Source organism: Pseudomonas sp. EB271-G4-1 (assembly GCF_058791355.1).
In genome coordinates, this window is record NZ_JBYTEO010000034.1 from 41,449 (window position 1) to 68,405 (window position 26,957).

27 protein-coding genes and 1 tRNA gene are annotated in these 26,957 nt (G+C 58.9%); 11 read left to right on the plus strand and 17 right to left on the minus strand.

Going from position 1 to position 26,957, the window contains the following annotated elements; genetic code table 11:
* Positions 1-61: 61 nt before the first annotated feature.
* The 3 genes from AC3WWR_RS17990 to AC3WWR_RS18000 all read right to left on the minus strand — a co-directional run bounded on the left by AC3WWR_RS17990 (position 62) and on the right by AC3WWR_RS18000 (position 2,828).
* Positions 62-1,033: a magnesium and cobalt transport protein CorA gene (locus AC3WWR_RS17990; RefSeq protein WP_020796109.1), complete on the minus strand. Its 972-nt coding sequence runs from the start codon at positions 1,031-1,033 to the stop codon at positions 62-64.
* Between the two features lie 169 nt (positions 1,034-1,202).
* A complete protein-coding gene (locus AC3WWR_RS17995) occupies positions 1,203-1,925 on the minus strand; it encodes a lysophospholipid acyltransferase family protein (protein ID WP_020796108.1) in 723 nt (240 codons plus the stop codon).
* 213 nt (positions 1,926-2,138) lie between these two features.
* Entirely contained in the window at positions 2,139-2,828 is a 690-nt protein-coding gene (locus tag AC3WWR_RS18000; RefSeq protein WP_033045540.1) for a crotonase/enoyl-CoA hydratase family protein, read from the minus strand.
* A gap of 64 nt (positions 2,829-2,892) precedes the next feature.
* On the opposite strand from AC3WWR_RS18000, the gene AC3WWR_RS18005 reads away from it, so the two are divergent.
* Together AC3WWR_RS18005 and AC3WWR_RS18010 are read left to right on the plus strand one after the other, a co-directional pair.
* Complete coding sequence (locus AC3WWR_RS18005) at positions 2,893-3,051, plus strand: hypothetical protein (protein ID WP_160171756.1); 159 nt, start codon at positions 2,893-2,895, stop codon at positions 3,049-3,051.
* 85 nt (positions 3,052-3,136) lie between these two features.
* Positions 3,137-3,226: transfer RNA gene (locus tag AC3WWR_RS18010), tRNA-Ser, on the plus strand.
* Between the two features lie 80 nt (positions 3,227-3,306).
* On the opposite strand, the gene AC3WWR_RS18015 is transcribed toward AC3WWR_RS18010, so the two are convergent.
* From AC3WWR_RS18015 to phbB, 4 genes are all read right to left on the minus strand, one after another.
* A complete protein-coding gene (locus AC3WWR_RS18015) occupies positions 3,307-3,573 on the minus strand; it encodes a hypothetical protein (RefSeq protein ID WP_033040196.1) in 267 nt (88 codons plus the stop codon).
* A gap of 149 nt (positions 3,574-3,722) precedes the next feature.
* Positions 3,723-5,426, minus strand: coding sequence for a class I poly(R)-hydroxyalkanoic acid synthase (phaC, locus tag AC3WWR_RS18020; protein ID WP_033040193.1), 1,704 nt, complete (start codon positions 5,424-5,426; stop codon positions 3,723-3,725).
* Between the two features lie 154 nt (positions 5,427-5,580).
* Positions 5,581-6,759 carry an acetyl-CoA C-acetyltransferase gene (locus AC3WWR_RS18025; protein ID WP_020796103.1) on the minus strand — a complete coding sequence of 393 codons (1,179 nt, stop codon included), beginning with the start codon at positions 6,757-6,759 and terminating at the stop codon, positions 5,581-5,583.
* A gap of 64 nt (positions 6,760-6,823) precedes the next feature.
* Complete coding sequence (gene phbB, locus AC3WWR_RS18030; RefSeq protein ID WP_492598927.1) at positions 6,824-7,570, minus strand: acetoacetyl-CoA reductase; 747 nt, start codon at positions 7,568-7,570, stop codon at positions 6,824-6,826.
* Between the two features lie 272 nt (positions 7,571-7,842).
* Between phbB and AC3WWR_RS18035 the strand changes: the two genes are divergently transcribed.
* Positions 7,843-8,970: an AraC family transcriptional regulator gene (locus tag AC3WWR_RS18035; protein WP_020796101.1), complete on the plus strand. Its 1,128-nt coding sequence runs from the start codon at positions 7,843-7,845 to the stop codon at positions 8,968-8,970.
* Between the two features lie 61 nt (positions 8,971-9,031).
* Here AC3WWR_RS18035 and AC3WWR_RS18040 read toward each other — a convergent pair whose 3' ends face one another.
* Positions 9,032-10,903: a DUF3141 domain-containing protein gene (locus AC3WWR_RS18040; RefSeq protein WP_033040191.1), complete on the minus strand. Its 1,872-nt coding sequence runs from the start codon at positions 10,901-10,903 to the stop codon at positions 9,032-9,034.
* Between the two features lie 193 nt (positions 10,904-11,096).
* On the opposite strand from AC3WWR_RS18040, the gene phaP reads away from it, so the two are divergent.
* A complete protein-coding gene (phaP, locus tag AC3WWR_RS18045; protein ID WP_020796099.1) occupies positions 11,097-11,654 on the plus strand; it encodes a TIGR01841 family phasin in 558 nt (185 codons plus the stop codon).
* Positions 11,655-11,689: 35 nt separating this feature from the next.
* Here phaP and phaR read toward each other — a convergent pair whose 3' ends face one another.
* Entirely contained in the window at positions 11,690-12,223 is a 534-nt protein-coding gene (gene phaR / locus AC3WWR_RS18050; protein WP_020796098.1) for a polyhydroxyalkanoate synthesis repressor PhaR, read from the minus strand.
* A 257-nt stretch (positions 12,224-12,480) separates the two neighbouring features.
* Here phaR and AC3WWR_RS18055 point away from each other — a divergent pair, with 257 nt between their 5' ends.
* From AC3WWR_RS18055 to AC3WWR_RS18075, 5 genes are all read left to right on the plus strand, one after another.
* Positions 12,481-12,669 carry a hypothetical protein gene (locus AC3WWR_RS18055; RefSeq protein ID WP_020796097.1) on the plus strand — a complete coding sequence of 63 codons (189 nt, stop codon included), beginning with the start codon at positions 12,481-12,483 and terminating at the stop codon, positions 12,667-12,669.
* Positions 12,670-12,978: 309 nt separating this feature from the next.
* A complete protein-coding gene (locus AC3WWR_RS18060) occupies positions 12,979-13,347 on the plus strand; it encodes a hypothetical protein (protein WP_008061778.1) in 369 nt (122 codons plus the stop codon).
* Positions 13,348-13,460: 113 nt separating this feature from the next.
* Complete coding sequence (locus AC3WWR_RS18065) at positions 13,461-13,928, plus strand: glycine zipper domain-containing protein (protein ID WP_020800469.1); 468 nt, start codon at positions 13,461-13,463, stop codon at positions 13,926-13,928.
* Positions 13,929-14,035: 107 nt separating this feature from the next.
* Positions 14,036-14,254 (plus strand): hypothetical protein, encoded by a 219-nt coding sequence (locus AC3WWR_RS18070; RefSeq protein WP_492598928.1) that lies wholly within the window; start codon positions 14,036-14,038, stop codon positions 14,252-14,254.
* Between the two features lie 613 nt (positions 14,255-14,867).
* Positions 14,868-15,563 carry an HAD-IA family hydrolase gene (locus AC3WWR_RS18075; protein ID WP_432668484.1) on the plus strand — a complete coding sequence of 232 codons (696 nt, stop codon included), beginning with the start codon at positions 14,868-14,870 and terminating at the stop codon, positions 15,561-15,563.
* A 114-nt stretch (positions 15,564-15,677) separates the two neighbouring features.
* On the opposite strand, the gene AC3WWR_RS18080 is transcribed toward AC3WWR_RS18075, so the two are convergent.
* The gene (locus AC3WWR_RS18080; protein ID WP_020800465.1) at positions 15,678-16,424 is read right to left on the minus strand and encodes a 3-oxoacyl-ACP reductase family protein; all 747 of its coding nucleotides are present in this window, start codon (positions 16,422-16,424) and stop codon (positions 15,678-15,680) included.
* Positions 16,425-16,549: 125 nt separating this feature from the next.
* Between AC3WWR_RS18080 and AC3WWR_RS18085 the strand changes: the two genes are divergently transcribed.
* Positions 16,550-17,473, plus strand: a complete 924-nt coding sequence (locus AC3WWR_RS18085; protein ID WP_432669684.1) for a LysR family transcriptional regulator — start codon at positions 16,550-16,552, stop codon at positions 17,471-17,473.
* Between the two features lie 117 nt (positions 17,474-17,590).
* Here the strand turns inward: AC3WWR_RS18085 and AC3WWR_RS18090 are convergent, their stop codons facing one another.
* From AC3WWR_RS18090 to AC3WWR_RS18100, 3 genes are all read right to left on the minus strand, one after another.
* Positions 17,591-18,319: an aspartate/glutamate racemase family protein gene (locus tag AC3WWR_RS18090; RefSeq protein WP_020800463.1), complete on the minus strand. Its 729-nt coding sequence runs from the start codon at positions 18,317-18,319 to the stop codon at positions 17,591-17,593.
* 56 nt (positions 18,320-18,375) lie between these two features.
* On the minus strand, positions 18,376-19,917 hold the full coding sequence (locus AC3WWR_RS18095) for an NCS1 family nucleobase:cation symporter-1 (protein WP_151142974.1): 1,542 nt from the start codon (positions 19,915-19,917) through the stop codon (positions 18,376-18,378).
* A 575-nt stretch (positions 19,918-20,492) separates the two neighbouring features.
* Positions 20,493-21,227, minus strand: a complete 735-nt coding sequence (locus AC3WWR_RS18100) for a phosphoadenylyl-sulfate reductase (protein ID WP_033044110.1) — start codon at positions 21,225-21,227, stop codon at positions 20,493-20,495.
* A gap of 163 nt (positions 21,228-21,390) precedes the next feature.
* Between AC3WWR_RS18100 and thrH the strand changes: the two genes are divergently transcribed.
* Entirely contained in the window at positions 21,391-22,008 is a 618-nt protein-coding gene (thrH, locus tag AC3WWR_RS18105) for a bifunctional phosphoserine phosphatase/homoserine phosphotransferase ThrH (RefSeq protein WP_020800459.1), read from the plus strand.
* Positions 22,009-22,120: 112 nt separating this feature from the next.
* On the opposite strand, the gene pabB is transcribed toward thrH, so the two are convergent.
* The 4 genes from pabB to rloA all read right to left on the minus strand — a co-directional run bounded on the left by pabB (position 22,121) and on the right by rloA (position 26,733).
* Positions 22,121-23,464, minus strand: a complete 1,344-nt coding sequence (gene pabB / locus AC3WWR_RS18110) for an aminodeoxychorismate synthase component I (RefSeq protein ID WP_020800458.1) — start codon at positions 23,462-23,464, stop codon at positions 22,121-22,123.
* Positions 23,465-23,669: 205 nt separating this feature from the next.
* Positions 23,670-24,656, minus strand: coding sequence for an alpha-L-glutamate ligase-like protein (locus tag AC3WWR_RS18115; protein WP_020800457.1), 987 nt, complete (start codon positions 24,654-24,656; stop codon positions 23,670-23,672).
* Positions 24,656-26,191, minus strand: coding sequence for an osmotic stress tolerance membrane protein RloB (gene rloB, locus AC3WWR_RS18120; RefSeq protein WP_033044105.1), 1,536 nt, complete (start codon positions 26,189-26,191; stop codon positions 24,656-24,658). Before rloB ends, AC3WWR_RS18115 begins: the two co-directional genes overlap by 1 nt.
* A gap of 5 nt (positions 26,192-26,196) precedes the next feature.
* Complete coding sequence (rloA, locus tag AC3WWR_RS18125) at positions 26,197-26,733, minus strand: retropepsin-like aspartic peptidase RloA (protein ID WP_020800455.1); 537 nt, start codon at positions 26,731-26,733, stop codon at positions 26,197-26,199.
* Positions 26,734-26,957 lie beyond the last annotated feature (224 nt).

Consider the following 26,957-nt stretch of genomic DNA (forward strand, 5'->3'; position numbering starts at 1 on the left):
AATCAAAAGATCGCAGCCTCGTTGCACTCGGCAGCTCCTACAAAAGAGCGCGAGCTCGCTCCTAAAGCCACCCCGACCTCTTGAAGCTCATCCACAACCCCACACACCCCACCGTAATGAACCCCAGAACCCCGAAATACCCGTAATGCCAGGTCAACTCCGGCATGTTCTGGAAGTTCATCCCGTAAATTCCCGCCACCGCCGTCGGGAACGCCAGGATCGCCGCCCACGCGGCAAACTTGCGCTGCACCACGCTCTGGCGTGAGGCTTCCAGCAACACCCCGACCTCAATGGTCTGGCTGGCAATGTCCGCCAGGGTCGTCAGGTCCTCCATCTGCCGCGTCACATGAATCTGCACGTCGCGAAAATACGGGCGCATGTTCTTGTCGATGAAGGGAAAGCTCAGTTTTTGCAGTTCCTCGCCAATTTCCACCATCGGCGCCGCGAACCGGCGCAAGCGCAACACATCGCGGCGTAGGCTGTGGAGTTTTTGAATGTCGTGCTCGTTCAGGGAGCCGCACATGACGTTGCGTTCCAGCTCATCGATTTGAGCATGAATGGCTTCGCCCATTGGCTGGTAGTTTTCAATGACAAAATCGAGAATGGCATAGAGTACGAAATCTTCCCCATGCTCCAGCAACAATGGACGCGCCTCACAACGCTGACGCACATAGGCGTAGGACGCCGAATGGCCGTTGCGCGCGGTGATGATGTAGCCGTTGCCGGCAAAAATATGGGTCTCAATGAACTTGAGCTTGCCTTCTTCCATGATGGGCGAATACGTAACGATGAACAGCGCATCGCCAAAGGTTTCCAGCTTCGGACGGCTGTGTTTTTCCAGGGCGTCTTCAATGGCCAGTTCATGCAGGTTGAACTGGCGTTGCAGGTTGTACAGTTCCTCGGCGTTCGGCTCTTCAAGGCCGATCCAGACAAAGTGCCCCGGCTTTGCAGCCCAGGCTGCGCCTTCGTCGAGGGTGATGTTGGTGACTTTTTTACCAGCGCTGTAAACCGCAGCAGCAACAACTCTACCCATGATGTTGATTCACTTCTTCTTGGCAGCTTTCTATGGCAAATGGCCGTGGCAGGCAGCGTTCAGCTTAGCCTTGTCTGCTATCGAGAGTCAGTGAAATCTTGTAGGAGCCAGGCTTGCCGGCGAAGGCGCCCGCCCATTCGATGGATTTGTCTGCGGTCGTACTGCATTTTCAAGCGGCTTGCAGCTGCCGATCCATCGAATCGATGCATTCGCGCATCTGCTCGCGGCACTGGGCCATTAACATCGGCATGTCATCCAGGCTCAATCCCGCGGTCGGAATGGCCGGCAAGGAACGGATCAGAATTTTCCCACTGCGCCAGCGGTTCAATCGCATGTGCTTGACGTAACTGCTGACACACACCGGTACGATGGGCACCCCGGCCGCGATGGCCATCTGGAAGGCGCCTTTTTTGAACGGCAACAGCTCTTCGCCCAGGTTGCGCGTGCCTTCCGGGAAAACCCAGATCGAAGTGTCTTCGTTTTGCAGGGTATGGGTGGTGGTCAACATCGACTGACGCGCCTTCTGCGCATTGCCACGGTCGATCAGCACATTGCCGGCCAGCCAGAACAACTGCCCGAACAAGGGCACCCATTTCAGGCTCTTTTTGCCGATGCATACCGTACGGCGGGGCACCACATTGCCAAACACGAACAAATCATAGTTGGACTGGTGGTTGGCAATGATCACGCAACTGTCGGGTTTGTCCATCAACGGCCCGACGTCGGCTTTTACCCGCAGTCGCAGAATGCACATTGCTGGCCACGCATAGAGGCGCGCGCACAGGCGACTGTTGTCCGGATTGAACGGGCGACACAGGCCAAGCACGACGCCCAGCACGCCCGCCACAATAAAGTGCAGGCCCATCAAAGACATACGTAAAGCGAACAGCATTTGCAGGCCCCACCGGGACAAAAGGTGGCGCAGTGTACGGATGTGCACTGTTTTCGGCAATTGCCACTATAGAGGCGGGAGATAGGCGATGTTTGAGCGCATGTTTCCGACTGATGGGTCAGACGCGCTCTAGAGCGGTTGCAGGCTTTTCAACGTGGCGCGTACGAAAAGCCCGACACGACCGTCGGGCTTTTCGTTGCTGCAGGTTGGGGCTTAACCCATATGCTCCTGATCCAGCATGATTGCGTTGTCCAGGGTTTCCAGCAGTGCCTTGCGTACTTTTAGCTTGGTGTTCTTGTGGGCGGTCATGTTGATCTTCTTCAACTGACGAGCCGCTGTCAGTGCTGCACCTTGCAGCTCCTCGGCCGACACCACCACGTCAAGGAAACCGGCATCCACCGCAGACTGCGGATTGAACATCTCAGCGTTGATCACCGAACGGTGGAACGCCGATTTGCGCAGGCGATCACGGGCCAGCTCGATACCGGCGTGGTGCATGGTCATGCCGATCTGTACTTCATTCAGGCCAATGCTGAACGGACCGTCGACACCGATGCGATAGTCGGCGGACAGCAGCAGAAACGCGCCCTTGGCCACGGCATGCCCAGGGCAAGCCACAATCACCGGGAAAGGGTGCGACAACAGGCGACGGGCGAGCGTCGAGCCGGCAGTCACCAGCGCCATGGCTTCTTTAGGGCCGGACGTCATCACTTTCAGATCGTACCCGCCCGACAGAATCCCTGGCTGACCGGTAATGATCACCACCGCGCGATCAGTCACCGCCTGATCCAGCGCAGCGTTGAACGCCGCAATCACGTCCGGAGAGATGGCATTGACCTTGCCGTTGCTCAAGGTCAGGGTCGCGATACCGTCTTCGAGGTGGTAGGAAATCAACTCACTCATGACGCTAATCCTTTCAGTAAAGTAGGGCAGACGTTACTCACCGACACCCGCCAGGTAAAGCGCCGTGACTGACTCGCCAGTCACGCTTAACGCCGTCGGCAAGCGTCACCCGGCACGCCAGCCGCGCATCGCCAGCTATATAGAGAGGGATGCCAAGCCGGAGATTGGCCGGTTTGCCATTACCCAGGGCAACCAGAAACCGCTATGCGAGTTAAGCGCATGAAAATTCTGAAAAAAATGTTTGCCATCAGAAAAGCTTTCGACTACATTAGCGCGCCTCGACAGACAGAACTTGTTTGAAGAGATACGGTGAAGTGTCCGAGTGGCTTAAGGAGCACGCCTGGAAAGTGTGTATACAGGAAACTGTATCGAGAGTTCGAATCTCTCCTTCACCGCCACATTTATACGAAAAAGCCCTGATTATTCAGGGCTTTTTCGTTTCTGCGTTTCTGAAAAAAATCCCAGCCCGCGACAATGCTTACCCTGGCATCGCCCAGGACTGCAGCGTGTAACCCCCCTGGCTCAACTCGGCGCGCACTTCTTGCAGCAGGCTTTCCAGCTGCGCCGGGTCGGAATAGGTGCTGCTTGGAATCTGTTTGCGACAAATTCGAGTGGCGGCCCGGTCGATGACGGTCAGGCTCAGGTCGCCATTACCGTCTTGCGGAGCCCAGGCGACGCATTGAAAGGGTTCGAATGCTCGACCTGCAATCAAGAGTGCTTCGTTGATGCGGAACGGGGTGCTCATGGAGCCTCTCTCCTTGTACCCAAACAAATGAAGTGCCGCCGGTTGGGCTTACCGGCGGCTATCTATTGCGTTTGCGTGATTTGATCTTCGTCTGTGCGATCAAGCTGCTGTGTTGCAGGCAGTGTTGCGCAGCGCTCCACAGCAGTATTTCATTGCTTTACAAAGCTGCCTGGCGCCGGCTCCAGAGGCGGGTATTGGTCATTGCCGATGTGCGCAACCGCGGGTTGACGCTCGCCTGAGTGCCCCGCCAGCCAGTTGAACCAGTCATTCCACCAGCTACCTTGTTGCTGCTCGGCATTCTTGAACCAGGTCTCGGGGTTTTTAGTCACCCGATTGTTGGTCCAGTAATGACGCTTCTGCTTGGCCGGCGGATTAACGACGCCGGCGATGTGCCCGGAAGCACCCAGTACGAAACGCTTGGGCCCGGAAAGCAGGTGGGTGCTGGCGTAGGCGCTCTTCCACGGCACGATGTGATCGTCATGGGTGGCGAGGATGTAGGCGGGCGCGTCGATTGCACGAAAATCCAGCTTGGTCCCGCAGCACTCCAGCTCGCCTGACTTCAAGTCGTTCTGCAGGTAGGTGTGGCGCAGGTACCAGCAGTACATCGGCCCTGGAAGGTTGGTGCTGTCGTTGTTCCAGAACAGCAGGTCCAGTGGAATCGGCTTTTGCCCCTTGAGGTATTTGTCGACGTTGTAGTTCCACCACAGTTCGTTGGGGCGCAGCAGGGAAAAGGTATTGCCCATGTCTTCGCCACGGAACAATCCGATAGGGCCGTCGACACCGCCAATGGTGCGCTCGCGGTAGGCCACCAGTTCTTCATCGACGAAGATGTCGATGGGACCGGTATCCAGGTAATCGAGGAACGTGGCGAACAGGCTCAGGCTGGCGATCTCGCGGTCGCCACGTGCAGCCAATACGGCCAGCGCCGTGCTCAACAGGGTGCCGCCTATGCAGAAACCCACGCAATTGAGGCGCTGTTGGCCACTGATCTCGCGGGTCACTTTCACGGCGTTTATCACGCCGTGCTCGATCAGGTCGTCCCAGGTGGTACCGGCGTGTTCCTGGTCAAAGTTGCGCCAGGAGACCAGGAATACGGGATGTCCCTTTTCCAGCAGGTGGCGGACCATCGAGTTGTCGGGGCGCAGATCAAGTATGTAGTACTTGTTGATCGATGGAGGTACGACGAGCACCGGCTGCTGGTACTGGGTTTCGCTTTGCGGGTAGTACTGGATGAGTTGGAAGATGCGATTCTCGAAGACGACTTCGCCGGGGGTATTGGCCAGGTCGACTCCCACCTTGAAGGCGCCGCTATCGCACTGGCGCATTTTGCCTTCGTTCATGTCGCTGGCCAGATGCTGCATCCCTGTGATCAGGCTGGCACCTTGGGTCTCGACCGCACGCTGCAACGCATCAGGGTTGCTGGCCAGGAAATTGCTCGGTGCACTGGCGGCAATGGCTTGCTCCACCAGATAGCGCAGGCGTTGGCGTGCTTTCTTTTCGTCGATTCGCAGCTTGTCGAGCAGTTTCAGCAGGAAGCTGGAGTTGAGCAGGTAAAACGCAGCGAGGGAGCCGAACAGGGGGGCGCTCCAGTTGCCGCTGGTGAAGCGTCGATCATCAAAGCTGAAGGGCTGGCCGGTCAGCAGTTTCTGGCCGAGTTGAGCCCATTCAACCTGGTAGTCCGCTTGAAGGCTGTCCAGGGTCTCGCGAGGCAGGTCGAACCAGGTGTCGTGGTCATGCCCGGAAAACCACGGATTGGTGCTCACCCATAGGCGCAATTGTTGCACTGCAAAAGAGGCGATGAACGGAACCTGTCCTGACCAGAACGTTTTGAATGTATGCGCGTTGTTGTCCATAAAATTCATACCGATGTGCCGGGCAGAAAAAAGCCGCGCTATACCGGATTGCGGCGTAGCGACGGCAAGGGAGGCGGGCAACGTTGTCCGAGGCCAGCCTGATGCGCGGAGCAAGGAGCCCAAGTCCGCGCATTGGCTATTCGTATGCCGTCGGTTAGCGTTCGATAGCCAGGCCGACGCCTTGTCCGCCACCGATGCACAAGGTGGCCAGTCCTTTCTTGCCATCGCGACGGATCAGTTCGTGCACCAGCGACACCAGGATCCGTGCGCCCGACGCGCCGATCGGATGGCCAAGGGCGATCGCGCCGCCGTTGACGTTGACTTTGCTGGTGTCCCAGCCCATCTCTTTACCAACCGCCAGGGCCTGGGCGGCGAAGGCTTCGTTGGCTTCGATCAGATCCAGGTCTTCGACGCTCCAGCCGGCCTTTTGCAGGGTCAGGCGTGTGGCCGGGACCGGGCCGATACCCATGATCGACGGGTCCACACCGGCGCTGGCATAGGCCTTGATTTTGGCCAGTACTGGTAAGCCCAGCGCTTGGGCTTTGGCGGCGCTGGCCAGCAACAGCACGGCCGCACCGTCGTTGAGGGTCGAAGCGTTGCCAGCGGTCACGCTGCCGTCTTTCTGGAAGGCCGGTTTGAGCTTGGCCAAGGCTTGCGCCGTACTGTCGACACGCGGCTGTTCGTCGGTGTCGAAGGCCAGCGGTTCGCCCTTGCGCTGAGGGATCAGGATCGGCGTGATTTCGCTCTGGAAACGCCCGCCCTCAATGGCGGCGGCGGCCTTCTGTTGCGAGGCGGCAGCGAAGGCATCCTGTGCTTCACGGGAGATTTCGTACTTCTGCGCCAGGTTCTCGGCGGTGATGCCCATGTGGTAGTCGTTGAATGCATCCCACAGGCCATCCTGGATCATGCTGTCTTGCAGTTGCGCATGGCCCATGCGCAGGCCGGTGCGTGCCTTGGGCAGGACATAGGGGGCCAGGCTCATGTTTTCCTGACCGCCAGCGATGATCAGTTCCGCGTCGCCGCAACGGATGGCCTGTACGGCGAGGTGGACCGCCTTGAGGCCGGAGCCGCAGACCTTGTTCAAGGTCAGGGCAGGCGTGGTGTGGGGCAAGCCAGCCTTGATCGCGGTCTGGCGTGCCGGGTTTTGCCCAGCGCCGGCGGTGAGCACCTGGCCGAGGATCACTTCATCAATTTGCGCAGCTTGGACACCCGTCTGCTCCAGCAGGCGGCGAATCACTGCTGCACCCAGTTCGGTCGCGGGAATTGCAGACAAGGCACCCTGGAAACTGCCAATGGCGGTACGCGTAGCGGCAACGATTACGACTTCGTTCATGCATGACCTCATGGAAAAGACAAAATTCGACGAGCAAACCTGGGCATTAAGGCCCGGGTCAGGGTTACTGCATGTTCATGCCGCCGTTTACCGAGAAGTCGGCACCGGTGCTGTAGGCGGATTCATCGGACGCCAGCCAGGCAACGATCGAGGCGATCTCTTCCGGCAGGCCAAGGCGACCCACCGGGATTCCCGAGATCATGCCTTCGAGAATGTCCGGGCGAATGGCCGCGGTCATGGAGGTCTGGATGTAGCCTGGGGATACGGTATTGACGGTCACGCCCTTGCCGGAGACTTCCCGGGCCAGTGCCATGGTGAAACCATGGATGCCAGCCTTGGCGGCGGAGTAGTTGGTCTGGCCGAACTGGCCACGCTGACCGTTGATCGAGGAGATATTGATGATCCGCCCCCAACCTTTGGAGAGCATGCCCTCAATGACCTGCTTGGTGGTGTTGAACAAGCCCGTCAGGTTGGTCCCGATCACGCTGTTCCAGTCTTCTGGAGTGAGCTTGCGAAAGGACGCATCGCGGGTGATGCCGGCGTTGTTTACCAGCACATCGATCGGGCCGAATTGTTCACGAGCCATCTCGAAAGCCTTGCGGGTCGACTCCCAGTCGGTGACGTCGCCATAGATGAACTCGAACTCGTAACCTGCCTCACGCTGGCTGGCAGCCCAGTCGTCCTTGCGGCTGGAGTCAGAACTGCAGCCGACGATTACCTTGAATCCTTCCTTGTATAGACGTTGGCTGATTGCTGTACCGATACCGCCCATACCACCCGTTACCAAAGCAATACGACTACGCGATTCCATACATCTACTCCGTTTTTTTTTTGCGCTGCAGGAGTGGTGATTGTTGGTTATCGACGGGCTGTGGGGGAAGTGTTTGAAGGTGACGTTCTCCTGTCCTTCGGTGCCACGCGGAAGGGAGGGGGATGGCAAAAAATGAGGAGTACCTATACTTGGATCAATACTTAAAACTGAATGGATAGTTAATATTTCTGCAACAGAGTTGAAATATGTTCTACACGTGTCAGCATCGGCTCCGGACAGGACGTTCGGTTCCACTGGTCATTGAGGACGCCATGTACAGGATAAGTTCAGGTTATGCCAGCGTGCTGGCGAATACGTTTTTGGCCCAGGGTCTCGACCTTGCCGCTCTGTGCGAGGAGGCGGGACTGGATATCGGGTTCGTGAATAAACCAGGGGCATTCTGCGAGCGAAACGTTATCTATCGTCTCTGGGATCTGGCGGCCCAGGCTTCAAACGATCCGAATATCGGTCTGAAAGCCTACGGGGAATGCCATCCCAGCAGTTTTCAGATCGTGGGCTACACGATGATGTCCAGTTCGAACCTGAAAAGGGCGCTTGAACGCCTGGTCCGTTTCAGCCCGTTGATCGGCACCGGATTCAGCCTTTTCCTTGTCCAGGAGGAGCAGCATTACCGATTGGCCAGTCTCGATCATCAGCAAGATGGCTCGGTCAAACCACGGCAATATACGGATGCAGCCTTGGCGTCGCTGCTGGGCTTCTGCCGTTGGCTGGCAGGTGGCAAGTCACCGCAACCCATGAGTGTGGAGTTCTCCTATCCCGAGCCAGAAGACACGTCGCAGCATCAGCGACTTTTTGGCTGCCCGCTGAGTTTCGGGGCGGCCTATGACAGCATCCTGTTCGACGGCCAGGAGCTCCTGACGCCATTGAGCATGGCCAATGAGGCGCTGGCCACGCTGCATGACAGTTTTGCCGAAGCTCAATTGGACCAGTTGTCCGGGTACTCGATCGTTGGCAGGATTCGCCGCCTTTTGACCGAGCGCTTGAGCCAGGGGCAAGGCCAGGGGCAGTGTGATATGGAGTCGATTGCAGCAGCGCTGAACATCAGCAAGCGCACACTTCAGCGCGGTCTTGAGAAGGATGGGACGCAATTCAAGGATGTCCTGAGCGATGTGCGCCGGCAGATGGCCGAATTCTACTTGCGCCACTCTCATTTCAACCTGAAGCATGTCACCCACCTGCTCGGCTTTCATGATCACAGCAGCTTCCACAAGGCGTGCACCCGTTGGTTCGGTATGACCCCCGGCCAATATCGAACCCATGAGTCGTTGCCTGTGCTCAAGGACGTCGTGCCGGTCCTACCCATGAGTGCTATAGGTCGGCGCGGGGATCACAAGATCCCAAGCTTCGCCAGAGATTACGTCGAACGGATGCACCGCTAATCTCCTGTGAAGGCACATTGAGAGATGGAGTTCCACGAGGGCCTCCAGGATTACAAACGATTCACTGGGCGCTCGGCTCAGGTGCGTGGAGATTTCGCGGAGGCTGGGCGCCGGTGAAGGCGCCCAGTACGCCGTAAATACCGTAGAAACAGATCTCTTGAGTGGCGTCACGCACGTCGCGGTACGCATTCAGGGTGTCTTGCATCTGGTTGGAGAACAGCTCCTGCCAGGCCAGCAGCGGGTTGTCCTGGTGTGCGGGACGACGGTTACGGTTGACCGCTGAAACTGTCCCGGGCAACCACCATAGCGTCGGATTCAAGCTGCTCCAAAACAATTGCTGCTGATGGAAGGGGTGCGTCCTGCGCATCCATTCGGCCGTGGGTTCGTTGATGATCTGACGCAGCCACGGACGTATCGATCCGTCGTAAAACGCACTGTTGATTTCAGAGGCGCGCACGACCGAAGAGAATTCGCGATCGTCATCACGGACAGGCTCGTGGTCATCGTGAATATCGGCAATTCGCCTTGATTGGAAATGCACCCGGTATTGCATGTCACCGCTGCCTGAAGTGGCCGGCAGGTCGTCAATCAGCATCTCATGCAGTCCGGGCGGCAGCGCATTGATGGCTTCGACCGCACCTAGCAACCCTCGGTGTTCGCGCCGCGCCACCTGGCCCGAGACAAAGATACCCAAGTGGCCGATGCTGGCATGCCGCAGGTAGACGATGGTGCGGCCTGCCTCCTGCAAGGCGAGATCGCTGGAATAGACATCGGCGATCCAGTTCAACGCCTGTTGGGGAGGGGTGATGTTGTCCCCGTAGGAGCAGAACACCACCACCGGCACTTCGATCCGTTTAAGGTCGATACCGTTACTCTTGCGGTCGGCACGGCCCGACAATTGGTTGCCGATGAACAGATCATCGACAATCATCTCGATCTCTTCTCCATTGAGCAGGGTCGGGCTACCCCACCAGCGTTCGAAATCGAGGAAGCGCCCGGCCTCGCTGTCGATCTGGCTGAACAACTGGTAATACTTGCCCCAATAGGTGTTGGCCGGGTCGAGGTTTTCGAAGTTGCTGACCAGCCAGGTACCGTCAAATCGGCCATTGCCCAAGTCGCTGCCAAGGCGAGCCATCCAGCCGCCACCCAGCAGGCCGCCGGTATAGCGCATGGGATTGCGTCCATTGATGCCGGCCCAGTAAGACAAAGGGGCGCCGTTGATAATGATCAGGCCGGGTAGCTCCGGTCGTGTGGCCGCCAGGCCCATCAAGGCCCAGCCGGCCTGGCAGTTGCCGATGATGATCGGCTTGTCGTTGGCTGGGTGCAGGGCGCTGACGGCTTCGATGAACCGGGCCTGGGCCTGGACGATATCGTCCAGGGTTTGCCCAGGCTGTGGCGAGTGACTGAAAGAGATGAAGTAGGTGGGGTGCCCGGCCCTGAGGCTCTCACCTATGATCGAATCCTGCTTGAAACCACCGATTCCCGAACCATGTCCCCCGCGCGGGTCAATGATGATCACCGGCTGGCTGTTACCGTCGATTTCTTGCTCGGGGCCGGGGAGGATCCGCAGCAGTGAAAAATTGACCGGGCGCGCAAGATCAGGGCCAGCGATCAAGGTTTCATGATCGAACTTGAGCAACAGTGGATACCCGGCGCGTTCATGGGCCAGCCTGTTGTCGCCGCGCTGGCGCAGGGTGTCCCAGAACAGCAGGCAGCGTTGGCTGAAGTCGATGACATATTCCTGCCATTGAGCGGGAGTAGGTTGTCTGAGTTGGCCTCGTTTCAGGGGCGTGAGGGTTTTTTTCTGGCGTTGGCGCACAGCCTCGAGGACGTTCAGCGCATTGAGGCGCTGCAGATGACTCAGGTGTTCCCACAGGCCGCGTTGTGAGGCGGGTTTTTCCTGTTGCGATGCACTAATGTCTTCCTGGTCCATGGTGATCTCCTGACGATAGGCATGTAGGAGTCTATAGCGAACATCCGTAGGATAGGGAAGTCTTTTGTGCAGTGCACAAAAAATCGTTGCCAAAAGAAATTGTGCACTGCAATATAAACCCTAACGCGATGACCGGCAGGATCGCTCTCGCGTCCTCAGGCCCGAGTCGGCCTTCAAACCAGGAGATTCAAGCATGTCTTTTTTCAACTCGGAAAAATTGCAAGACGCTCAGAAAGCCAACCTCGACCTCCTGCAGCAAATCAGCGGCAAAATCTTTTCCAGTGTCGAGCAGCTGAGCCAGTTGCAGTTCAAGACCCTGCAGGCCTCCACCGAGGAGCAGTTCGAGGGCTTTCGCAAGCTGCTTTCGGTACGTGATCCACAAGGATTCGCCGAGCTCCAGGCGTCTTTCATCCAGCCAAATGTGCAAGCCGAACGCCTGGCTGATTACAACCGTCAAGTGCAGGCGCTGATTGTCGATACCCACTCGGAAATCGCCAAGCTGACCTCGCGTCAGGTCGAGGCAGGCACCCAGCAGGTGCGAGAGTTTGTTGACGTGATCAGCAAGAATGCACCGGCTGGCTCCGAGCCTGTCGTGGCTGGGTTCAAATCGTCGCTGGCCAATGCCGGTGCCGTTTTTGAAAGTGCACAGAAAGCGGTAAAACAGGCTGCTGACGTTGCCCAGAGCAACTTTGACGCAGCGACCGCTGCAGTTGGCAAAACCGCTGCTGGTGGCAAGGCTGATAGCAAGTAAGCCTGATCAGGCTGGTTACAGGATGGCGATGGGGGTTACTCCCCATCGCCATTTTTTTTCGGCCCGCCATCGGCACCTGGCTTGCCTGGGGGCACGGCGCCGAACATTCCGAAGAGGTTCTGGGTGTTCAGGTAGAGCGCTTTTGACTGGTCGACATACTGGCGCATCAAATCCTGCATGACCGGTGCCTGCTGGTGCATGAACGCGCTCCAGGTTTCGGAGGACTGAGCGCCGGTCTGGGACTGGATGTCGATGACCGTCTGGATGCTTTTGTCCAGATAGCTGCCAAGGACGCTTTGGTAGGGACCGTAGAACTGGATGATCCCCATCAGCATCTCACTGGAGAAGATCGGCTGACCGCCACTTTCGGCTTCCAGAATGACCTGCAGCAAAATACTCCGGGTCAGGTTCTCGCCAGTCTTGGCGTCGACCACCTCGAACGGAATTCTATCGACGACCAATTGGCGTATATCCGCAAGGGTCAGATGACTGCTGGTGTGCGTGTCATACAGACGGCGATTCGGGTATTTCTTGATCAGACGGGTGGTGTTCCGACTATTTTCTGTCATGCGGGGCTACTCACAGCGAGCCTGGTTTGCTGGCATCTTAACCTACTCTGGGCACTGCCACTCTTATGTGTCGCCTCACAATCACACTGCGGTGTCGGTCAAACTGCTCTGACAGGCTTCGCCCATTCGTCGGGCATTCGCTTGTCTGAACAACAAGTCCGTTAATGACCGGCTAGTCTCAAAATCCTTGGTGATCGATATTTTTCGGGCAAAGGGCTTGCCGGTGTCGATCCCGTATTTTTGAGAGGGGTGAAGCGATGACTGAACCGTACATCGAAGACGACGGCGCAGAATATCCGATCAACAACTACGTTCAATGCGGCCAGACAGAGTATGTGGCCAGCTTTGGCGAAGATCAGGCCAAGGTCCTCAAGATCAAGACCAAGGCATGCCGAGTGTTGAAGGGAAAATTCCTGCCCAAGCTTACAGAACCGGCCAGCAAGTAAATGACCCGCGAGCCAACCCCGTCATCGAACGGGGTTTTTTGTGCCCGGAATCTGAACGAATATTTAATTTGGAAAGTTTTCACAAACTTTTCACAAGGCCCTACGTAGGCTCAAACCATCCGTTAGACGCAACACCCTGCCCGTTCCCCAGCGGGCTTTTTTTTGCCTGCGATAAAACCTTTTCCAAAAAAGCTGTCCAACCGTCGCGAACAACGAGGTTGAGCGCGCGCATGTCTGGACTTTGTTCCCTCTAAAGCATTCAATCTCGACCCTTTTGAATTTCACCCCCTATTTTTTGAGGTTTTCGTCATGCGTTTCACACTGCCTGCTCTGGTTCTGGGTCTTCTGGTTACTCAAGGTGCAATCGCCGGTGACGGTACAGCCGCCCTTGGTGGTGGCCTGGGTGGTGCGCTGGGTAATGTCGTTGGCCGAAGCATGGGCGGCAGCACCGGTGCCGCGATTGGTGCGGGGGTTGCGGGTGCAGCCGGCAGCGCGGTTGCCGCCAAGAAAGGCCACCGTACCAGTGCCGCCATCGGTGGTGGCGTGGGCGCTGCCGGTGGTTCGGTGATCGGCAACAGCCTGGGCGGCAAGACCGGTTCGACCATCGGCGCAGGCCTGGGTGGCGCCTTGGGCGGCGGCGTAGGCAGCAACCTGGCCAACGGTCACAAGCGTCACTGATACCCCAAGGGTCGTGAACAAAAGCCCGGCTTGATGCCGGGCTTTTGCGTTTTTGAACGTTTATGGAATTAACGGCTCCAATTCACATACCCCCGATAAATAAGAGGCGTGCCATGACCCCGAAAACCCAAGGTAATGAAGTGCAGTACCCGAGTACTCGACGCTTGACGTTACCGGCAATTGTTTTTGGATTGTTGTTTACACCATTCGCACTGGCTGCAGGCGATGGTACCGCAGCCGTTGGCGGCGGTATTGGTGGTGCGCTGGGCAACGTGGTAGGTGGACAAATGGGCGGCAGCACGGGCGCTGCGATTGGTGCCGGCGTCGGTGGCGCCGCCGGTAGCGCGATCGGTGCGCCCAAGGGTAGTCGCACCGAAGCGGCGGTAGGCGGTGGCTTGGGTTCAGCCGGCGGTTCAGTGATCGGCAACAGCCTGGGTGGCAGGACCGGTTCGACCATTGGCGCAGGCCTGGGTGGTGCAGCCGGTGGTGCGGTCGGCAACAACCTGGGAAGCGACGATGGCGACTCCCACTCCGGCGGCGGTCACAAACATAAGCACAAACACAAGAACAAACATCACTGACGGATTCGATCGGCAAAATAACCGATAGTCTCCCTGATCGAACCTGACGATCGACGCTGCCTCCAACGGTCAGGACCTGCCTTTACAGGTCCGTTGCGAGGTGCCCCATGAATGCTGATCCGAAAGTCTCCGATATCGACGAAACCCCCGAATACCCCTTGCCTTCGCCGACTGATTCTCTCAGTCGGGATCAGCGGCCGCCCGATGACGAGCCCGGAGTCGAGCAGGTGCCCAACGATGACCTCAAGCGCACGGATTCTGATGTCGAAGTCGACCCGGACGATCCGGACATTGCCGGTGAGGACGCATCCGGGGAGCCGAGCTGACCGACCTCTGGCGCGAGACCGCCTGTCGAATGAGTGGTAACCCTGCCGATGCACTGCTGCCAGACTCAAGGTATGCAACGGGTAAAAGGAGACGTCCATGATCAGGTCAAGCGTGTTGGCCCTGGCAGTGGCTAGTCTGTTATCGATCGGTTCAGGCGTGGCATTTTCACAATCCTCAGGTAACGACGCGCCCGTCGATAAGGGCGGTATGCCGCCGTCTACTGAAATGAATGCAGGCTCTGGAACTGAGAACGCATTACCGCCTGGCGCCATCAGGAATGGCAATGCAGGCGATGCCAATGGGAGCACCACCCGCCCGGAGACGGGAAGCGGGTCGACCAGCGGTGGCAGTTCGACGGGGAGCGCTTCTGGCAATGGGTCTGGAGGATCAGATAGTGCTGCCAAAAGTAGTGAGACAGGCAAGGCGGGCGGTTAGCCTGGCATAAATCAACAGCGCGTAAAGCTGTCCGGGCCCGGCGATTTGCCGGGCTTTTTGCGTCATGCGCCCGTTGCTCTTGGCCACGGCTGCTCGTTATGCTGCTGAAACCTTTAATCTGTCGCGGAACGGCCGTACCTGAGCCGCCTGGGATGTCATGAAAACGGATCAGATGCGATGAATTTACCGCTCAAGGAGTTCGGCCCCATCAAGGCCGTGATTTTCGATATGGACGGCTTATTGCTGGACACCGAGGGGATTTACACCGAAGTCACGGCCACGATTGCCGCGCGCTATGGCCGAACGTTCGACTGGAGCGTCAAGCAGAACATCATCGGCCGTGGCGCAGGTGACCTGGCGAGTTATGTGGTGCAGGCGCTGGACTTGCCGATCAGCGCCGAAGAGTTCCTAGTGATTCGCGAGCCGCTGATGCGCGAGCGTTTTCCTGCGGCGCAGGCGATGCCGGGAGCAGAAGAGCTGGTTCGGCACTTGAAGGCGCACAACATTCCCATTGCGGTGGGAACCAGTTCCTCAAGCCAGTCGTTCGGCCAGAAAACCACCTTGCATCGCGACTGGTTCGCCTTGTTCGACTTCATCGTCACGGCTGATGATCCAGAAGTCGGTGCGGCCAAACCGGCGCCGGATATCTTCCTGACGGCGGCACGACGCCTGGGTATCGAGCCACGTGATTGCCTGGTGTTCGAGGATTCGCCGTTCGGTGTCACGGCGGCCAAGGCGGCGGGGATGACGGCGATTGCGATTCCGGATGCGGCGATGGCCGATGAAAAGTACGCACACGCCGATGGCATTCTTCGAACGCTGAAGGCGTTCGTGCCGAGTGCCTGTGGCTTGCCAGCACTCGATTGGGCCTGATGATCAAAATTTGTAGGAGCGAGCATGTTCGCGATGAGCCTGAGAGCGCCGCTGGGTGTCAGGTTTCCCTCGTCATCGTTGACGACCATCGCGAGCATGCTCGCTCCTACAGGGTCAAGCGCCAAAACCACCGTCGATGGTCAGGCTCGCACCGGTGATGTAGCCCGCTTCGGGACCGACCAGGTAGGCGACGAAACTGGCGATCTCTTCGACTTTGCCGTAGCGCCCCACTGCCATCAGCGGGATCAGGCTGTCGGCGAAGTCGCCGTGGGCAGGGTTCATGTCGGTATCGACCGGGCCCGGTTGCACGTTATTGATGGTGATGCCCTTGGGGCCGAGGTCGCGGGCCAGGCCCTTGGTCAGGCCAACCAGCGCCGATTTGCTCATGGCGTACGGGCCACCACCCGCGAAGGGCATGCGGTCGGCATTGGTGCTGCCGATATTGATGATGCGACCGCCTTCGGTCATGTGCCTGGCGGCAGCCTGGGTGGCAATGAACACGCTGCGTACGTTGATCGCCAGGGTCTGGTCGAAGTCTTCGAGCTTGAAGTCTTCCAGCGGTGCGACGGCCAGCACACCCGCGTTGTTAACCAGGATATCCAGTTGGCCAAACGCTTCTACGGTTGCCGTCACGGCGTTGCGAATGGCCTCGGCGTCAGCGCTGTCAGCCTTGATCGCCAGGGCTTTGCCGCCGCCTTGGGTGATGCTGTTCTGCAGTTCTTCGGCCTTCGCCGTGGAGCTTACGTAGGTAAAGGCGACTGTCGCGCCTTCAGCGGCCAGGCGTTTGACGATGGCAGCGCCGATTCCGCGGGAACCGCCTTGGATCAAAGCCACTTTGCCGCTGAGGTTCTGAGTAGTCATATCGATCTCCAAAGTCCCGAGGCGAGATGTCCCGGTTGATGGAGCCTAGTATCGATTCACGATTACAAGCTGAGTAGACAGCAATTGCGATAGTCTGTGTAAACCATAAGTTTATAATGGCTCCTATGGAAACCTTCAGCAGTATCGAATGCTTCGTGCGCAGTGCCGAGGTGGGCAGCTTTGCCGAAGCCGCGCGACGCTTGAGCCTGACCCCGGCGGCAGTCGGCAAGAGCGTGGCCAAACTGGAAGTGCGGCTGGGGGTACGCTTGTTTCAGCGCAGTACTCGCAGCTTGACGCTGACCGAGGCCGGGCAGCTGTTTCTGAGCGAAGTCAGTGCCAGCCTGCACACGATCCAGAATGCCGTGGCCAATCTGGCCAGCGCCGAGGGGCGTCCCGCGGGCACTTTGAAGGTCAGCATGGGCACCGTCTTCGGGCGTCTATACATCGTGCCGTTGCTCGGGGAGTTTTTGCGGCGTTTTCCAGCGATCAGCCCGGACTGGCATTTCGATAACCGTCAGGTCGACCTGATCGCCCAAGGCTTCGACGCCGCGATTGGTGGCGGGTTCGAGCTGCCCCAAGGGGTGGTGGCGCGCAAGCTGACCCCGGCCCATCGCGTGTTGGTAGCCTCGGCCGGTTACCTGGCGGCGCATGAAGCGATTGTCGAGCCCGATGATCTCAAGCTTCACCACGGCATCCTCATTCGCTCACCGCAGACCGGCCGCGTGCGCTCCTGGCAGTTGACCAGCCGCACCCGACAACACAGCCCGCTGACGCTCAGGGCGCGGATGACCATGAGCGATTCGGAGGCGGCCTGCGCCACGGCGGTCCAGGGTTTGGGCATTGCCCTGGTGAGCATGCCGTTTGCCGTGGGGTATCTGGAGGCGGGGACGCTGGAGCGGGTGCTGCCGGACTGGTATGTCGATGATGGCAATATTTCGATCTATTACGCCGAGCACAAACTGCTGCCGGGCAAGACCCGGGCGTTTGTGGATTTTATTATCGAGCAGTTTGCCGGGCAGGGGTTGGGGCAGCGTTTTAGTGCTATTTGAGTCAGGCTTGAAACCGAGTCGCCCCCATTCGCGAGCGGGCTCGCTCCCACAGGGGAGTTTTGTACGCCGCGGAACCAATGTGGGAGCGAGCCTGCTCGCGAAGAACGATAACGCGGTTTACCTGCCAAATCGCCCCGGCCAGCCAATGATTTTTTTCGGCCGCGGCGTCGCATAGGTCCGCACCTTGGACGTCGACAACCCCAGCCGCACCAGCGATTCGGCGATGGTCACCGCCGCCGTCACACCATCGATTACCGGAACGCCTGTGCGCTGGCGAATCTGCTCGTCCAGCCCGGCCATGCCACCGCAACCCAGGCAAATCACTTCGGCCTTGTCCTGGGTTACTGCCAGTTCAGCCTGATGCACGATGGCCTCCAGTGCGCGTTGCGGCTCGTGTTCCAGTTCCAGCACCGCCAGGCCGCTAGCTCGCACCGAGGCACAACGGTCCCAGAGCCCCGACAGTTTCAGGCGATCTTCGATCAGAGGAACGGTGCGGTCGAGGGTAGTGACGACCGAGTAGGCATGGCCGAGAAACATCGCGGTGCTCGCTGCCGCATCGGTGATGTCCACCACCGGTACGTTGAGCAATTCCTGCAGGCCTTCGCGACCGTGTTCGCCATAGCCTGCTTGAATCACGGCATCGAAGGGCTGGTCGTAGGCCATGACCCGATCCATCACCGCAATGGCGGCCAGGTAGCTTTCGAAGTTGCCTTCGATCGAGTCGGCACCGAAGTAGGGCGTCAGGCCAACGATTTCCGTGCCGGGCGCAGCCACGGCCTGGGCCGAACGGGCAATGGCCTGGGTGATGGATTCGGTGGTGTTGACGTTGACCACGAGAATACGCATGGGGATTCCTTATAGCGGGTGGTTCAGCGGCCCGACGCTGCCGGGCCGCGATGGAGTCAATGGCTGACGTTGTCCACGGCGATGGCTTCACCGCTGACGTCGGCGTAGTGAGGTTGGCGCTTGGCGATGATCAGGTAGAGCATCCCGGCAATCCCGGCCCCAATCAGCCAGGAGAACGGCGACACCAAGTGGAAGCCCGGTACCAGCGCCAGGACGATGGCGATCAGTGCGGCAGGAATGAATGCCGCCACGGCGCGCAGGTTGACCCCGCGGCTGTAGTAATAAGCACCGTTCGGGTCTTCGCTGTACAACTGCGGCACGTTGACCTGGCCTTTTCGTACAAGCCAGTAGTCGACCATGATCACGCCATACAGCGGGCCGAGCAGGGCGCCAAGGCCGGAGAGGAAGTAGACGATCACCAGCGGGCTGTTATAGAGGTTCCACGGCAGGATCAGCACGGCGATGGTCGCGCTGATCAGCCCGGCACGACGGAACGTCAGGTATTTGGGCGCCAGGTTGCTGAGGACAAAGGCCGGCGCGACGAAGTTGGCCATGATGTTGACCGCCACGGTGACGATCAGGAACGCCAGGCAGCCCAGGACCAGGAAGAAGGTGTTGGGGATCGAAGCGATGATCTCTGTAGGGCTTTCGATAATGTGGCCATTGATCTGGAATTGCGCGCCGCACAGCAGGACGGTGATGGCAGCGAATACCAGGATGTTCACCGGCAGGCCCCAGAAGTTTCCGACCTTGATGGTCTTGCGGCAGGGCGAAGAGCGGGCGAAGTCGCAGAAATTGAGGATCAGCGTACCGTAGATCGCCAGCCACAATGCACCGCCGGCAAAGATGTTGCGCCACATCTCGCCGCCGCTCAGCGGCTCGCGGATCGACCAGGCGATGGTCGCATTGGCCTGAAAATACATCCAGGCGGCCAGGGCGGCGACGGTCAGCAGGATCACCGGCCCGGCAAAGGCTTCATAGCGCCGCACCATTTCCATGCCGTAGGCAAGGATGCCCAATTGCACCAACCAGATCGCCACGAAACACACCCAGCCCAGGCTGGACAGGCCGAGGATCGAATCGTGGTCGTACTCGGCGAACCCGGGATGGATGGCGGTCAGCAGGACGCGGAACACAACCGAGGCCAGGTACGTCTGGATGCCGAACCAGGCGATGGCGATCACGGCGCGGATCAGGGCAGGAATCTGCGCGCCATGGATGCCGAAACTGATGCGGCTGATGACCGGAAACGGCACACCGGTCTTCTGGCCCATGTAGCCCGACAGGTTCATGAAGCAATACACCAGCGCCGCGCCGATGCCCAGCGACAGGAGAATCTGCCAGCCGCCCAGGCCCAGGGCGTAAAGGCCAATGGCAAACGAGTAGTTGGCGATGTTATGCACATCGTTGGTCCATAACGCGAAGATGCTGTAGCGACCCCAGCGCCGGCCTTCTGCCTTGGTCGGGGCCAGGTCTTTGTTGTGCAGGCGGGGGCTGAGCACGACAGGGGGTTGCAGTGGCTGCCCAAGGTCGGTCTGGGTGACGTGGGAAGAAGGTAGATCCAGCGCAATATCGTTGGTGGAGAGACTTGTACGCATTCCGGCAGGCTCCTGATGTTCGACGCCGCGATGACTGTGCATGAGCGCAAGGCTCGACAAATCTTCGTCGCGGGTAGCGAAAACCATTGGTTATGGGGCATCTGCAGCCTGTACGGGATAGGGCGCTTCAGGCTTGCGGATCTGAGTGTTTTTATGTTTTGAGGTGATTGTATACAAAACATGTATGCACTTAAGCGAGATGCGTGCCAGTCTTGAATCTATGGATTTGGTTGCTCATTTCGTTTTGTTATCAGCGGGTGCTAAACCGCTGAAAAACGGGTGATATAAGTTGACCGATTGCGCAGGTATTTATTTTTTCGGAGGGGGCTACAAAAAGCTGTGGCGAGGGTTGTCAGGCAGGGAAATGTAACTTTTTAGGGCGAAGAAACAAAAAGTGCACACAAAAATGACACCGATGGTGACAGTGGTGTGTACACATTTTCAGGGCTGATGTTGACACCTGTGGGAGCTGGCTTGCCCGCGATTGTCTTCAACGATAACGCAGGGTGCCTGATACACCGCGGCGTTCTCACGTTTTTCGCGAGCGAGCTTGCTCCTACAGGTGGGTATCGCTGTTATGACTTGCTGATGATATTGCCGGCATGCAGCCCGCATTCCTTCTGCGTGGCCTCTTCCCACCACCAGCGACCTTCACGCTCGTGCTGGTTTGGCAGTACCGGGCGGGTGCACGGCTCACAGCCAATGCTGATGAACCCGCGTTCGTGCAGGCTGTTGTACGGCAGTTCCAGCATCCGGATGTAGCCCCAGATTTCCTCGCTGGTCATCTGCGCCAGCGGGTTGAACTTGTACAGGGTGCGTTCCGGGGTAGAGAACGCGGTGTCTATTTCCATCACGGCCACAGCGCTGCGCGTGCCAGGGCTCTGGTCGCGGCGCTGGCCGGTAGCCCAGGCCTTCACGCCAGACAGCTTGCGACGCAGCGGCTCGATCTTGCGGATGCCGCAGCATTCGCCATGGCCGTCCTTGTAGAAACTGAACAGGCCTTTTTCCTTCACGAACGGTTCAAGCTTGGTGTGATCCGGGGACACCAGTTCGATATCGATCTTGTAATGCTCGCGCACCTGATCGATGAAGCGGTAGGTTTCGGGATGCAAGCGGCCAGTGTCGAGGCTGAACACTTTGACGTTCTTGTTCAGCTTCCAGGCCATGTCCACCAGCACCACGTCCTCGGCGCCGCTGAAAGATATCCACAGATCATCGCCGAACTCGGCAAAAGCGAGTTTCAGGATGTCCTGGGCGGATTTGTTGGCATAGGTCGTGGCGAGTTCCACGACGTCGAACGTTGGGCTCATCAGGGCGGCTTCCTACAGGTCGGTGGCGCTGGGCGCTCTATATGGGGCCGATGGTAACAAAAAGCTGCGCTGGCCGGGGCGTCCTCTGCGTTGCGTGGTGGGGGAGTTGTCGCTAGAGTTCGGGCTCGCTCGACTCAATAAACAATACCAATGGGAGTGTCTTGTGGAAATTGCCTGTCTGGATCTTGAAGGTGTGCTGGTCCCGGAAATATGGATCGCCTTCGCCGAAAAAACCGGGATCGAATCCCTCAGGGCCACCACCCGGGACATTCCCGACTATGACGTGCTGATGAAGCAGCGCTTGCGGATTCTCGATGAACACGGCCTGAAACTCGCCGACATCCAGGAGGTGATCGCCACGCTCAAGCCGCTGGACGGTGCCGTCGAGTTCGTCGATTGGCTGCGCGAGCGCTTCCAGGTGGTGATTCTGTCGGACACCTTCTACGAGTTTTCCCAGCCGCTGATGCGTCAGCTCGGCTTCCCGACCTTGCTCTGCCATCGTTTGATTACTGACGATACCGGCCGGGTGACGGGCTATCAGCTGCGTCAGAAAGATCCCAAGCGCCAGTCGGTGCTGTCCTTCAAGAGCCTCTACTACCGGGTGATTGCAGCGGGCGATTCCTACAACGACACCACGATGCTGGGTGAGGCGGACGCCGGGATTCTGTTCCATGCGCCGGACAATGTGATCGCCGAGTTCCCGCAGTTCCCGGCGGTGCATACCTTTGAAGAGCTGAAGCAGGAGTTCATCAAGGCTTCGAATCGTACCTTGAGTTTGTAGTCGTTCTTCAGGACGCCTTCGCGGGCAAGCCCGCTCCCACAGTGTTTTTTCGTCGGTCACAAAATCTGTGAACAACCATTAACCTGTGGGAGCGGGCTTGCCCGCGATGTTTTTAGAGGTTCTGGAGGGTATCGAGCAGCACCTTCACCTTGGTGATCGATTCCTGATACTCGGCCTGCCACTCGGAATCGGCGACGATTCCGCCACCGCCCCAGCAGCACACCTGCCCATCCTTGACCAACAGGCTGCGGATGGCGATGGAGCTGTCCATCTCGCCGCGCACGTCCAGATACAGCAATGAACCGCAGTACAGCCCGCGTCGGGTGGGTTCCAGCTCGTCGATGATCTGCATCGAGCGAATTTTCGGCGCACCGGTAATAGAGCCGCCCGGGAAGCTGCCGGCGATCAGGTCCAGCGCATCGCGATCATCTGCCAGTTCGCCGGTCACGCTGCTCACCAGGTGATGCACATTGGGGTAGCTTTCCAGGCTGAACAACTCAGGCACTCGAACCGAACCGGTGCGGCAGGTGCGACCGAGGTCGTTGCGCAACAGGTCGACGATCATCAGGTTTTCCGCACGGTCCTTGGGGCTCGCCAGCAGTTCGGCGGCGTTCGCCGCGTCCTCGGCAGCGCTAAGGCCGCGCGGGCGTGTGCCTTTGATCGGACGGGTCTCAACATGGCGTTCGCTGACTTTGACGAAACGTTCCGGTGACAGGCTCAGCACCGCGCCGCCGTCGGGCAGGCTCTGGAAGCCGGAAAACGGAGTGGGGCAAGCCAGTCGCAACGCGCAATACGCCGTCCATGGATCACCTTGGCAGGGTGCACGGAAACGCTGGGCGAAGTTGACCTGATAGCAATCGCCTGCCTGGATGTATTGCTGGATGCGCTCGATCGCCTGGCGATACTGATCAGCGTTCAGATCGGCATTCATCGGCGCTTGCAGCTTGAACGGCTCGACCGCTTCAGCGGCGGGCTGGCTGAACAGCTGGATCAGGCGTTGGCGCTCGCTGTCGGCCAGCGTTGGGTGAAACACCAATTGGCTGGTGGCCTGGTGGTGATCGCTGATCAGCGCCCAATCGTACAGGCCGAAGCGCGCATCGGGTAACTGCAGGTCATCCAGGGCCTGGCTCGGCAGGTTTTCCAGGTGGCGGCCGAAGTCGTAGCTCAGGTAACCGATCAAGCCGCCCGCAAACGGCAGTTCATAAGGTGCAGGCAGCGATGCTTCGCCCAAGCGTGTCAGATTGTCCCGAAGGCGTTGCAGGAAATCGCTGCCGCGTTCGTCAGGCGCTACGGCCAGTTGTTCCAGCGGCCAGGCGCTGAGCAAGTCAAAGCGCCCGCGCTCGGCGCTGGGGCGGCCGCTGTCGAGCAGCACGGCACCTGGGGCATGACGAATGGCCGCGAAGTAGTCGGCAGGGTTGGCGCGATAGGGCAGCGGGTGTACGGAGCAGGTCAGCATGGGCGGGTTGGATCAGCCATCGAGGCGGGGTGGCGATTGTAGTCCCCTCGGGGAATTGCTCCTAGAGGGGATTAGCAGATTGGAGGCAGGCATGGCTACTGTGGAATCTGGCAGATTGTATTCGCGAGCAGGCTCGCTCCCACAGGGTTCAGCGCAATACTTGTGGGAGCGAGCCTGCTCGCGAAAGACACACCTGGGTTCTGGATCAACCCTCGACCGGTGGAATATGCCCGAACATCTCCTGCACAAACGCCACTCGCTCTTCGACGGTTTCGCTGACGCCGCGTGCTTTCAAGTCTTCCAGCCGCGCCTCGACCGCATGGGTGCGCAATGTCAGGCCGCAATCATTGGCAATCTGGATATTCAAGCCAGGTCGGGCGTTGAGCTCGAGGATCAGTGGGCCTTTCTCCTGGTCCAGCACCATGTCGACACCGATGTAGCCCAGCCCGCACAGTTCATAGCAACCCGCGGCGAGTTTCATGAAACCGTCCCAGTAGGGCAGTTGCACGCCATCCACCGCGTTGGTGGTGTCCGGGTGTTTGGCGATGATGTTGTTCAGCCAGGTGCCGCGCAGGGTCAGGCCGGTGGCCAGGTCGACACCTACGCCGATGGCGCCCTGGTGCAAGTTGGCCTTGCCGCCGGACTGACGGGTGGGCAAGCGCAGCATGGCCATGACCGGATACCCCATCAACACGATGATGCGGATGTCCGGCACACCTTCATAGCTGATGCTCTTGAAGATCTGGTCCGGGATCACCCGGTATTCGATCAGTGCACGGTCGCGATGCCCGCCCAGGGAATACAGGCCGGTCAGGATGCTGGAAATATGGTGCTCGAGCTCTTCGTGGCCGACGATCTTGCCGGACACCGTGCGATAGCGGCCCTCGAAGCGGTCGGCGATGACAATGATGCCATCGCCGCCGGCGCCTTGGGCCGGCTTGATCACGAAATCGGTGTGCCCGTCGATGATCTCGTCGAGCTTGTCGATTTCCTTTTCGGTCGATATCACCCCATACAGTTGCGGCACATGGATGCCGGCGGCGATGGCACGTTCCTTGGTGATGATCTTGTCATCGACGATCGGATACAGGCTGCGCTTGTTGTACTTGAGCACGTAGTCCGCGTTACGCCGGTTGATGCCCATGATGCCCCGGGCTTCCAGGGCTTTCCAGGTCTTCCAAAAGCCGAACATCAGGCGTCAGCCTTCTTCAGGAAAGCCTTGAAACGCACCAGCTCGGTCAGGCGGTAGCCGCGATAGCGACCCATGGCCAGCATGAAGCCCACCATGATCAGCAGGATCGCCGGGAAGGTGAACACGAAGTACACCAGCTCCGGAATGGTCATGATCAGGTGCGCCAGCGTCGCGGCGAACAGGGTGCCGATTGCCACTTTCATGGCATGGCTGGCGCCACGTTCCTCCCAGGTGATCGACAGGCGTTCGATGGTCATGGTCAGGATCACCATCGGGAACAGCGCCACCGACAGCCCGCGCTCCAGGCCGAGCTTATGGCTGAACAGGCTGATGGCCGCGATCAACACCACGACGAACGTCAGCACCACCGACAGCCTTGGCAGCATTTGCAGTTTCAGGTGCTCAAGGTAAGAGCGCAGCGACAGCCCCAGCGCCGTGATGATGGTAAACAGCACGATACCGAAGCCGAGCTGGGTCTCGCGGAAGGCCAGGGCGATCAGCACCGGGGTAAAGGTGCCGAGGGTCTGCAGGCCGATCAGGTTGCGCAGGACCAGGATCACCAGCACGCCGATCGGGATCATCACCATGATCATGAAGGTCTGCTGGGTTTGCAGCGGCAAGCCGTACAGCGAGTACTCGAGGAAATTGGCGTCGGTGTTCTCGTCGGTCAGCTTGGCCAGGCGAATGGCGTTCATCTCGCTGTTGTTCATGCTGAAGGTCACAGTGGCCTTCTTGCCGCCATCCACGGTGATCAGGTTTTCGTCGCCGGTCCACCACAGCAGGCGGTCGGTCGGCAGGCCCTGTTCGCCGGTTTCCGGGTTGAAGTACAGCCAGTCGGTGCCATTGAAGCTGCGCAGCCAGAGTTCCGGGGTTTGCGGCTGGTCGGCCACCAGGCGAATGGTGTGGACCTTTTCCACCGGCACGTGGGCGATGGACAGCAGCAGTTCGACGATCTTCGCCTTGTGGGCCGGTGTCGGGTCGCCGGCCAGGAGCATCTTGGCGTTGTCGTCGTTGCTGTTGTTGACCCGCTTGATCGCTTCGCTGATGAAGGTCTCGACGTCGGCCGAGTGTTGGCGAATCGGCGCCAGCAGCGCTTCGGCGGCGAGTTTTTCAGGGCCTTCCACGGCAATGCTGTCGCGGAAGGTCGGCCCTTTGATCTTGGCTTTTTCGGCGGTGTAGCGCTTGGTCAACACCAGGCGGTAATAAAGGGTCTGGTTGCCTTTGGCCCGGCGCGCCGACCACGTGACCTTGCGGTTGCCGTCGACTCGGTTCACGGCCACGCCGTAATTATTTGAAATAAAGCTTTCGTTGAGACTCACGTAATCGCGGCTCAACGGTGGCACGAACATCTGGATCTTGACTGGGTCCTTGGCACTGGCGACGAACTCGACCTTGGCGTCGATGTTCCACAAGTCGTCGGTGGCGTCTTCCGTCACGGGAATGCCGAGTACGAAGATCTGGTAGGCCGTGACTGAAATGCCCAATACCACCAGGATGGCGATCAACATTTTCAGATGAAGGGTAAGAGAGCGCATTTAAATTACTCGGCGGTATGAGCGTCGGCGGCGCAGGCGGGTTTGCCGGCAGCGTATTTAAGACTGGGGTCGACCAGCGCATCGAAGCGTTTGAGTGCTTCGGAGCCGATCAATAGCGGGTATTGGAACGCGCTACGGTCGGTCAGGTTCACTTCGATGCTACGTAAAGCTGAACCCATGCAGATATCCAGCTCGATCACCGGTCGGGCAGTGTACTTCTTGCCCTCTTCCGGGTCGTAGTCACCGGCCCGGCGTTTGATCTTGCTGACGCGGGCCAGCGGTCGTTCGATCGGGTGCGAATGGGCGGTGTCGATGGCCAGGTAGAAGCGCACCCAGGACTCGCCATTGCGTTTGAAGCGCTTGATGTCGCGGGCGCTCAAGGATGCGGTTTTTGCCCCGGTGTCGAGTTTGGCGGCCACTTCGAGGTCGATGCCGCCCAACGAAGCATATTCATTGAGGCCGTACACGGTCTTGTCCCCGGCAGCAGCGAACCCGGGCAGGCAAAGAAGAAAAAGGAAGATCGGGAAGGGCTTGAGTCTCATAAATCCTGGTGCGCAGCGGTCTGTTCTTTAATTCAAGACCCTGGCATCGCTGCGCAAGCTCCTCGTATGCCTATCAGCTATTTATGACAAGCCGTGCAGATGTCACAAACAAATGCGGGCGGCATTCTAGCACGGCAGGTTGATGGCGCCAGCGCTGGCGGGCGGCTGTGAATCGAGGGCACTGCTTTGTTATGGTGCAGGAGGTTATTAGACGATTGTCGACA

What these genes read in the sequence shown, in the direction of transcription:
- AC3WWR_RS17990 (WP_020796109.1), bottom strand. Translation starts at nt 1,033, where the DNA reads ATGGGTAGAGTTGTTGCTGCTGCGGTTTACAGCGCTGGTAAAAAAGTC.
- AC3WWR_RS17995 (WP_020796108.1), bottom strand. Translation starts at nt 1,925, where the DNA reads ATGCTGTTCGCTTTACGTATGTCTTTGATGGGCCTGCACTTTATTGTG.
- AC3WWR_RS18000 (WP_033045540.1), bottom strand. Translation starts at nt 2,828, where the DNA reads ATGAGTGAGTTGATTTCCTACCACCTCGAAGACGGTATCGCGACCCTG.
- AC3WWR_RS18015 (WP_033040196.1), bottom strand. Translation starts at nt 3,573, where the DNA reads ATGAGCACCCCGTTCCGCATCAACGAAGCACTCTTGATTGCAGGTCGA.
- phaC (WP_033040193.1), bottom strand. Translation starts at nt 5,426, where the DNA reads ATGGACAACAACGCGCATACATTCAAAACGTTCTGGTCAGGACAGGTT.
- AC3WWR_RS18025 (WP_020796103.1), bottom strand. Translation starts at nt 6,759, where the DNA reads ATGAACGAAGTCGTAATCGTTGCCGCTACGCGTACCGCCATTGGCAGT.
- phbB (WP_492598927.1), bottom strand. Translation starts at nt 7,570, where the DNA reads ATGGAATCGCGTAGTCGTATTGCTTTGGTAACGGGTGGTATGGGCGGT.
- AC3WWR_RS18035 (WP_020796101.1), top strand. Translation starts at nt 7,843, where the DNA reads ATGTACAGGATAAGTTCAGGTTATGCCAGCGTGCTGGCGAATACGTTT.
- AC3WWR_RS18040 (WP_033040191.1), bottom strand. Translation starts at nt 10,903, where the DNA reads ATGGACCAGGAAGACATTAGTGCATCGCAACAGGAAAAACCCGCCTCA.
- phaP (WP_020796099.1), top strand. Translation starts at nt 11,097, where the DNA reads ATGTCTTTTTTCAACTCGGAAAAATTGCAAGACGCTCAGAAAGCCAAC.
- phaR (WP_020796098.1), bottom strand. Translation starts at nt 12,223, where the DNA reads ATGACAGAAAATAGTCGGAACACCACCCGTCTGATCAAGAAATACCCG.
- AC3WWR_RS18055 (WP_020796097.1), top strand. Translation starts at nt 12,481, where the DNA reads ATGACTGAACCGTACATCGAAGACGACGGCGCAGAATATCCGATCAAC.
- AC3WWR_RS18060 (WP_008061778.1), top strand. Translation starts at nt 12,979, where the DNA reads ATGCGTTTCACACTGCCTGCTCTGGTTCTGGGTCTTCTGGTTACTCAA.
- AC3WWR_RS18065 (WP_020800469.1), top strand. Translation starts at nt 13,461, where the DNA reads ATGACCCCGAAAACCCAAGGTAATGAAGTGCAGTACCCGAGTACTCGA.
- AC3WWR_RS18070 (WP_492598928.1), top strand. Translation starts at nt 14,036, where the DNA reads ATGAATGCTGATCCGAAAGTCTCCGATATCGACGAAACCCCCGAATAC.
- AC3WWR_RS18075 (WP_432668484.1), top strand. Translation starts at nt 14,868, where the DNA reads ATGAATTTACCGCTCAAGGAGTTCGGCCCCATCAAGGCCGTGATTTTC.
- AC3WWR_RS18080 (WP_020800465.1), bottom strand. Translation starts at nt 16,424, where the DNA reads ATGACTACTCAGAACCTCAGCGGCAAAGTGGCTTTGATCCAAGGCGGT.
- AC3WWR_RS18085 (WP_432669684.1), top strand. Translation starts at nt 16,550, where the DNA reads ATGGAAACCTTCAGCAGTATCGAATGCTTCGTGCGCAGTGCCGAGGTG.
- AC3WWR_RS18090 (WP_020800463.1), bottom strand. Translation starts at nt 18,319, where the DNA reads ATGCGTATTCTCGTGGTCAACGTCAACACCACCGAATCCATCACCCAG.
- AC3WWR_RS18095 (WP_151142974.1), bottom strand. Translation starts at nt 19,917, where the DNA reads ATGCGTACAAGTCTCTCCACCAACGATATTGCGCTGGATCTACCTTCT.
- AC3WWR_RS18100 (WP_033044110.1), bottom strand. Translation starts at nt 21,227, where the DNA reads ATGAGCCCAACGTTCGACGTCGTGGAACTCGCCACGACCTATGCCAAC.
- pabB (WP_020800458.1), bottom strand. Translation starts at nt 23,464, where the DNA reads ATGCTGACCTGCTCCGTACACCCGCTGCCCTATCGCGCCAACCCTGCC.
- AC3WWR_RS18115 (WP_020800457.1), bottom strand. Translation starts at nt 24,656, where the DNA reads ATGTTCGGCTTTTGGAAGACCTGGAAAGCCCTGGAAGCCCGGGGCATC.
- rloB (WP_033044105.1), bottom strand. Translation starts at nt 26,191, where the DNA reads ATGCGCTCTCTTACCCTTCATCTGAAAATGTTGATCGCCATCCTGGTG.
- rloA (WP_020800455.1), bottom strand. Translation starts at nt 26,733, where the DNA reads ATGAGACTCAAGCCCTTCCCGATCTTCCTTTTTCTTCTTTGCCTGCCC.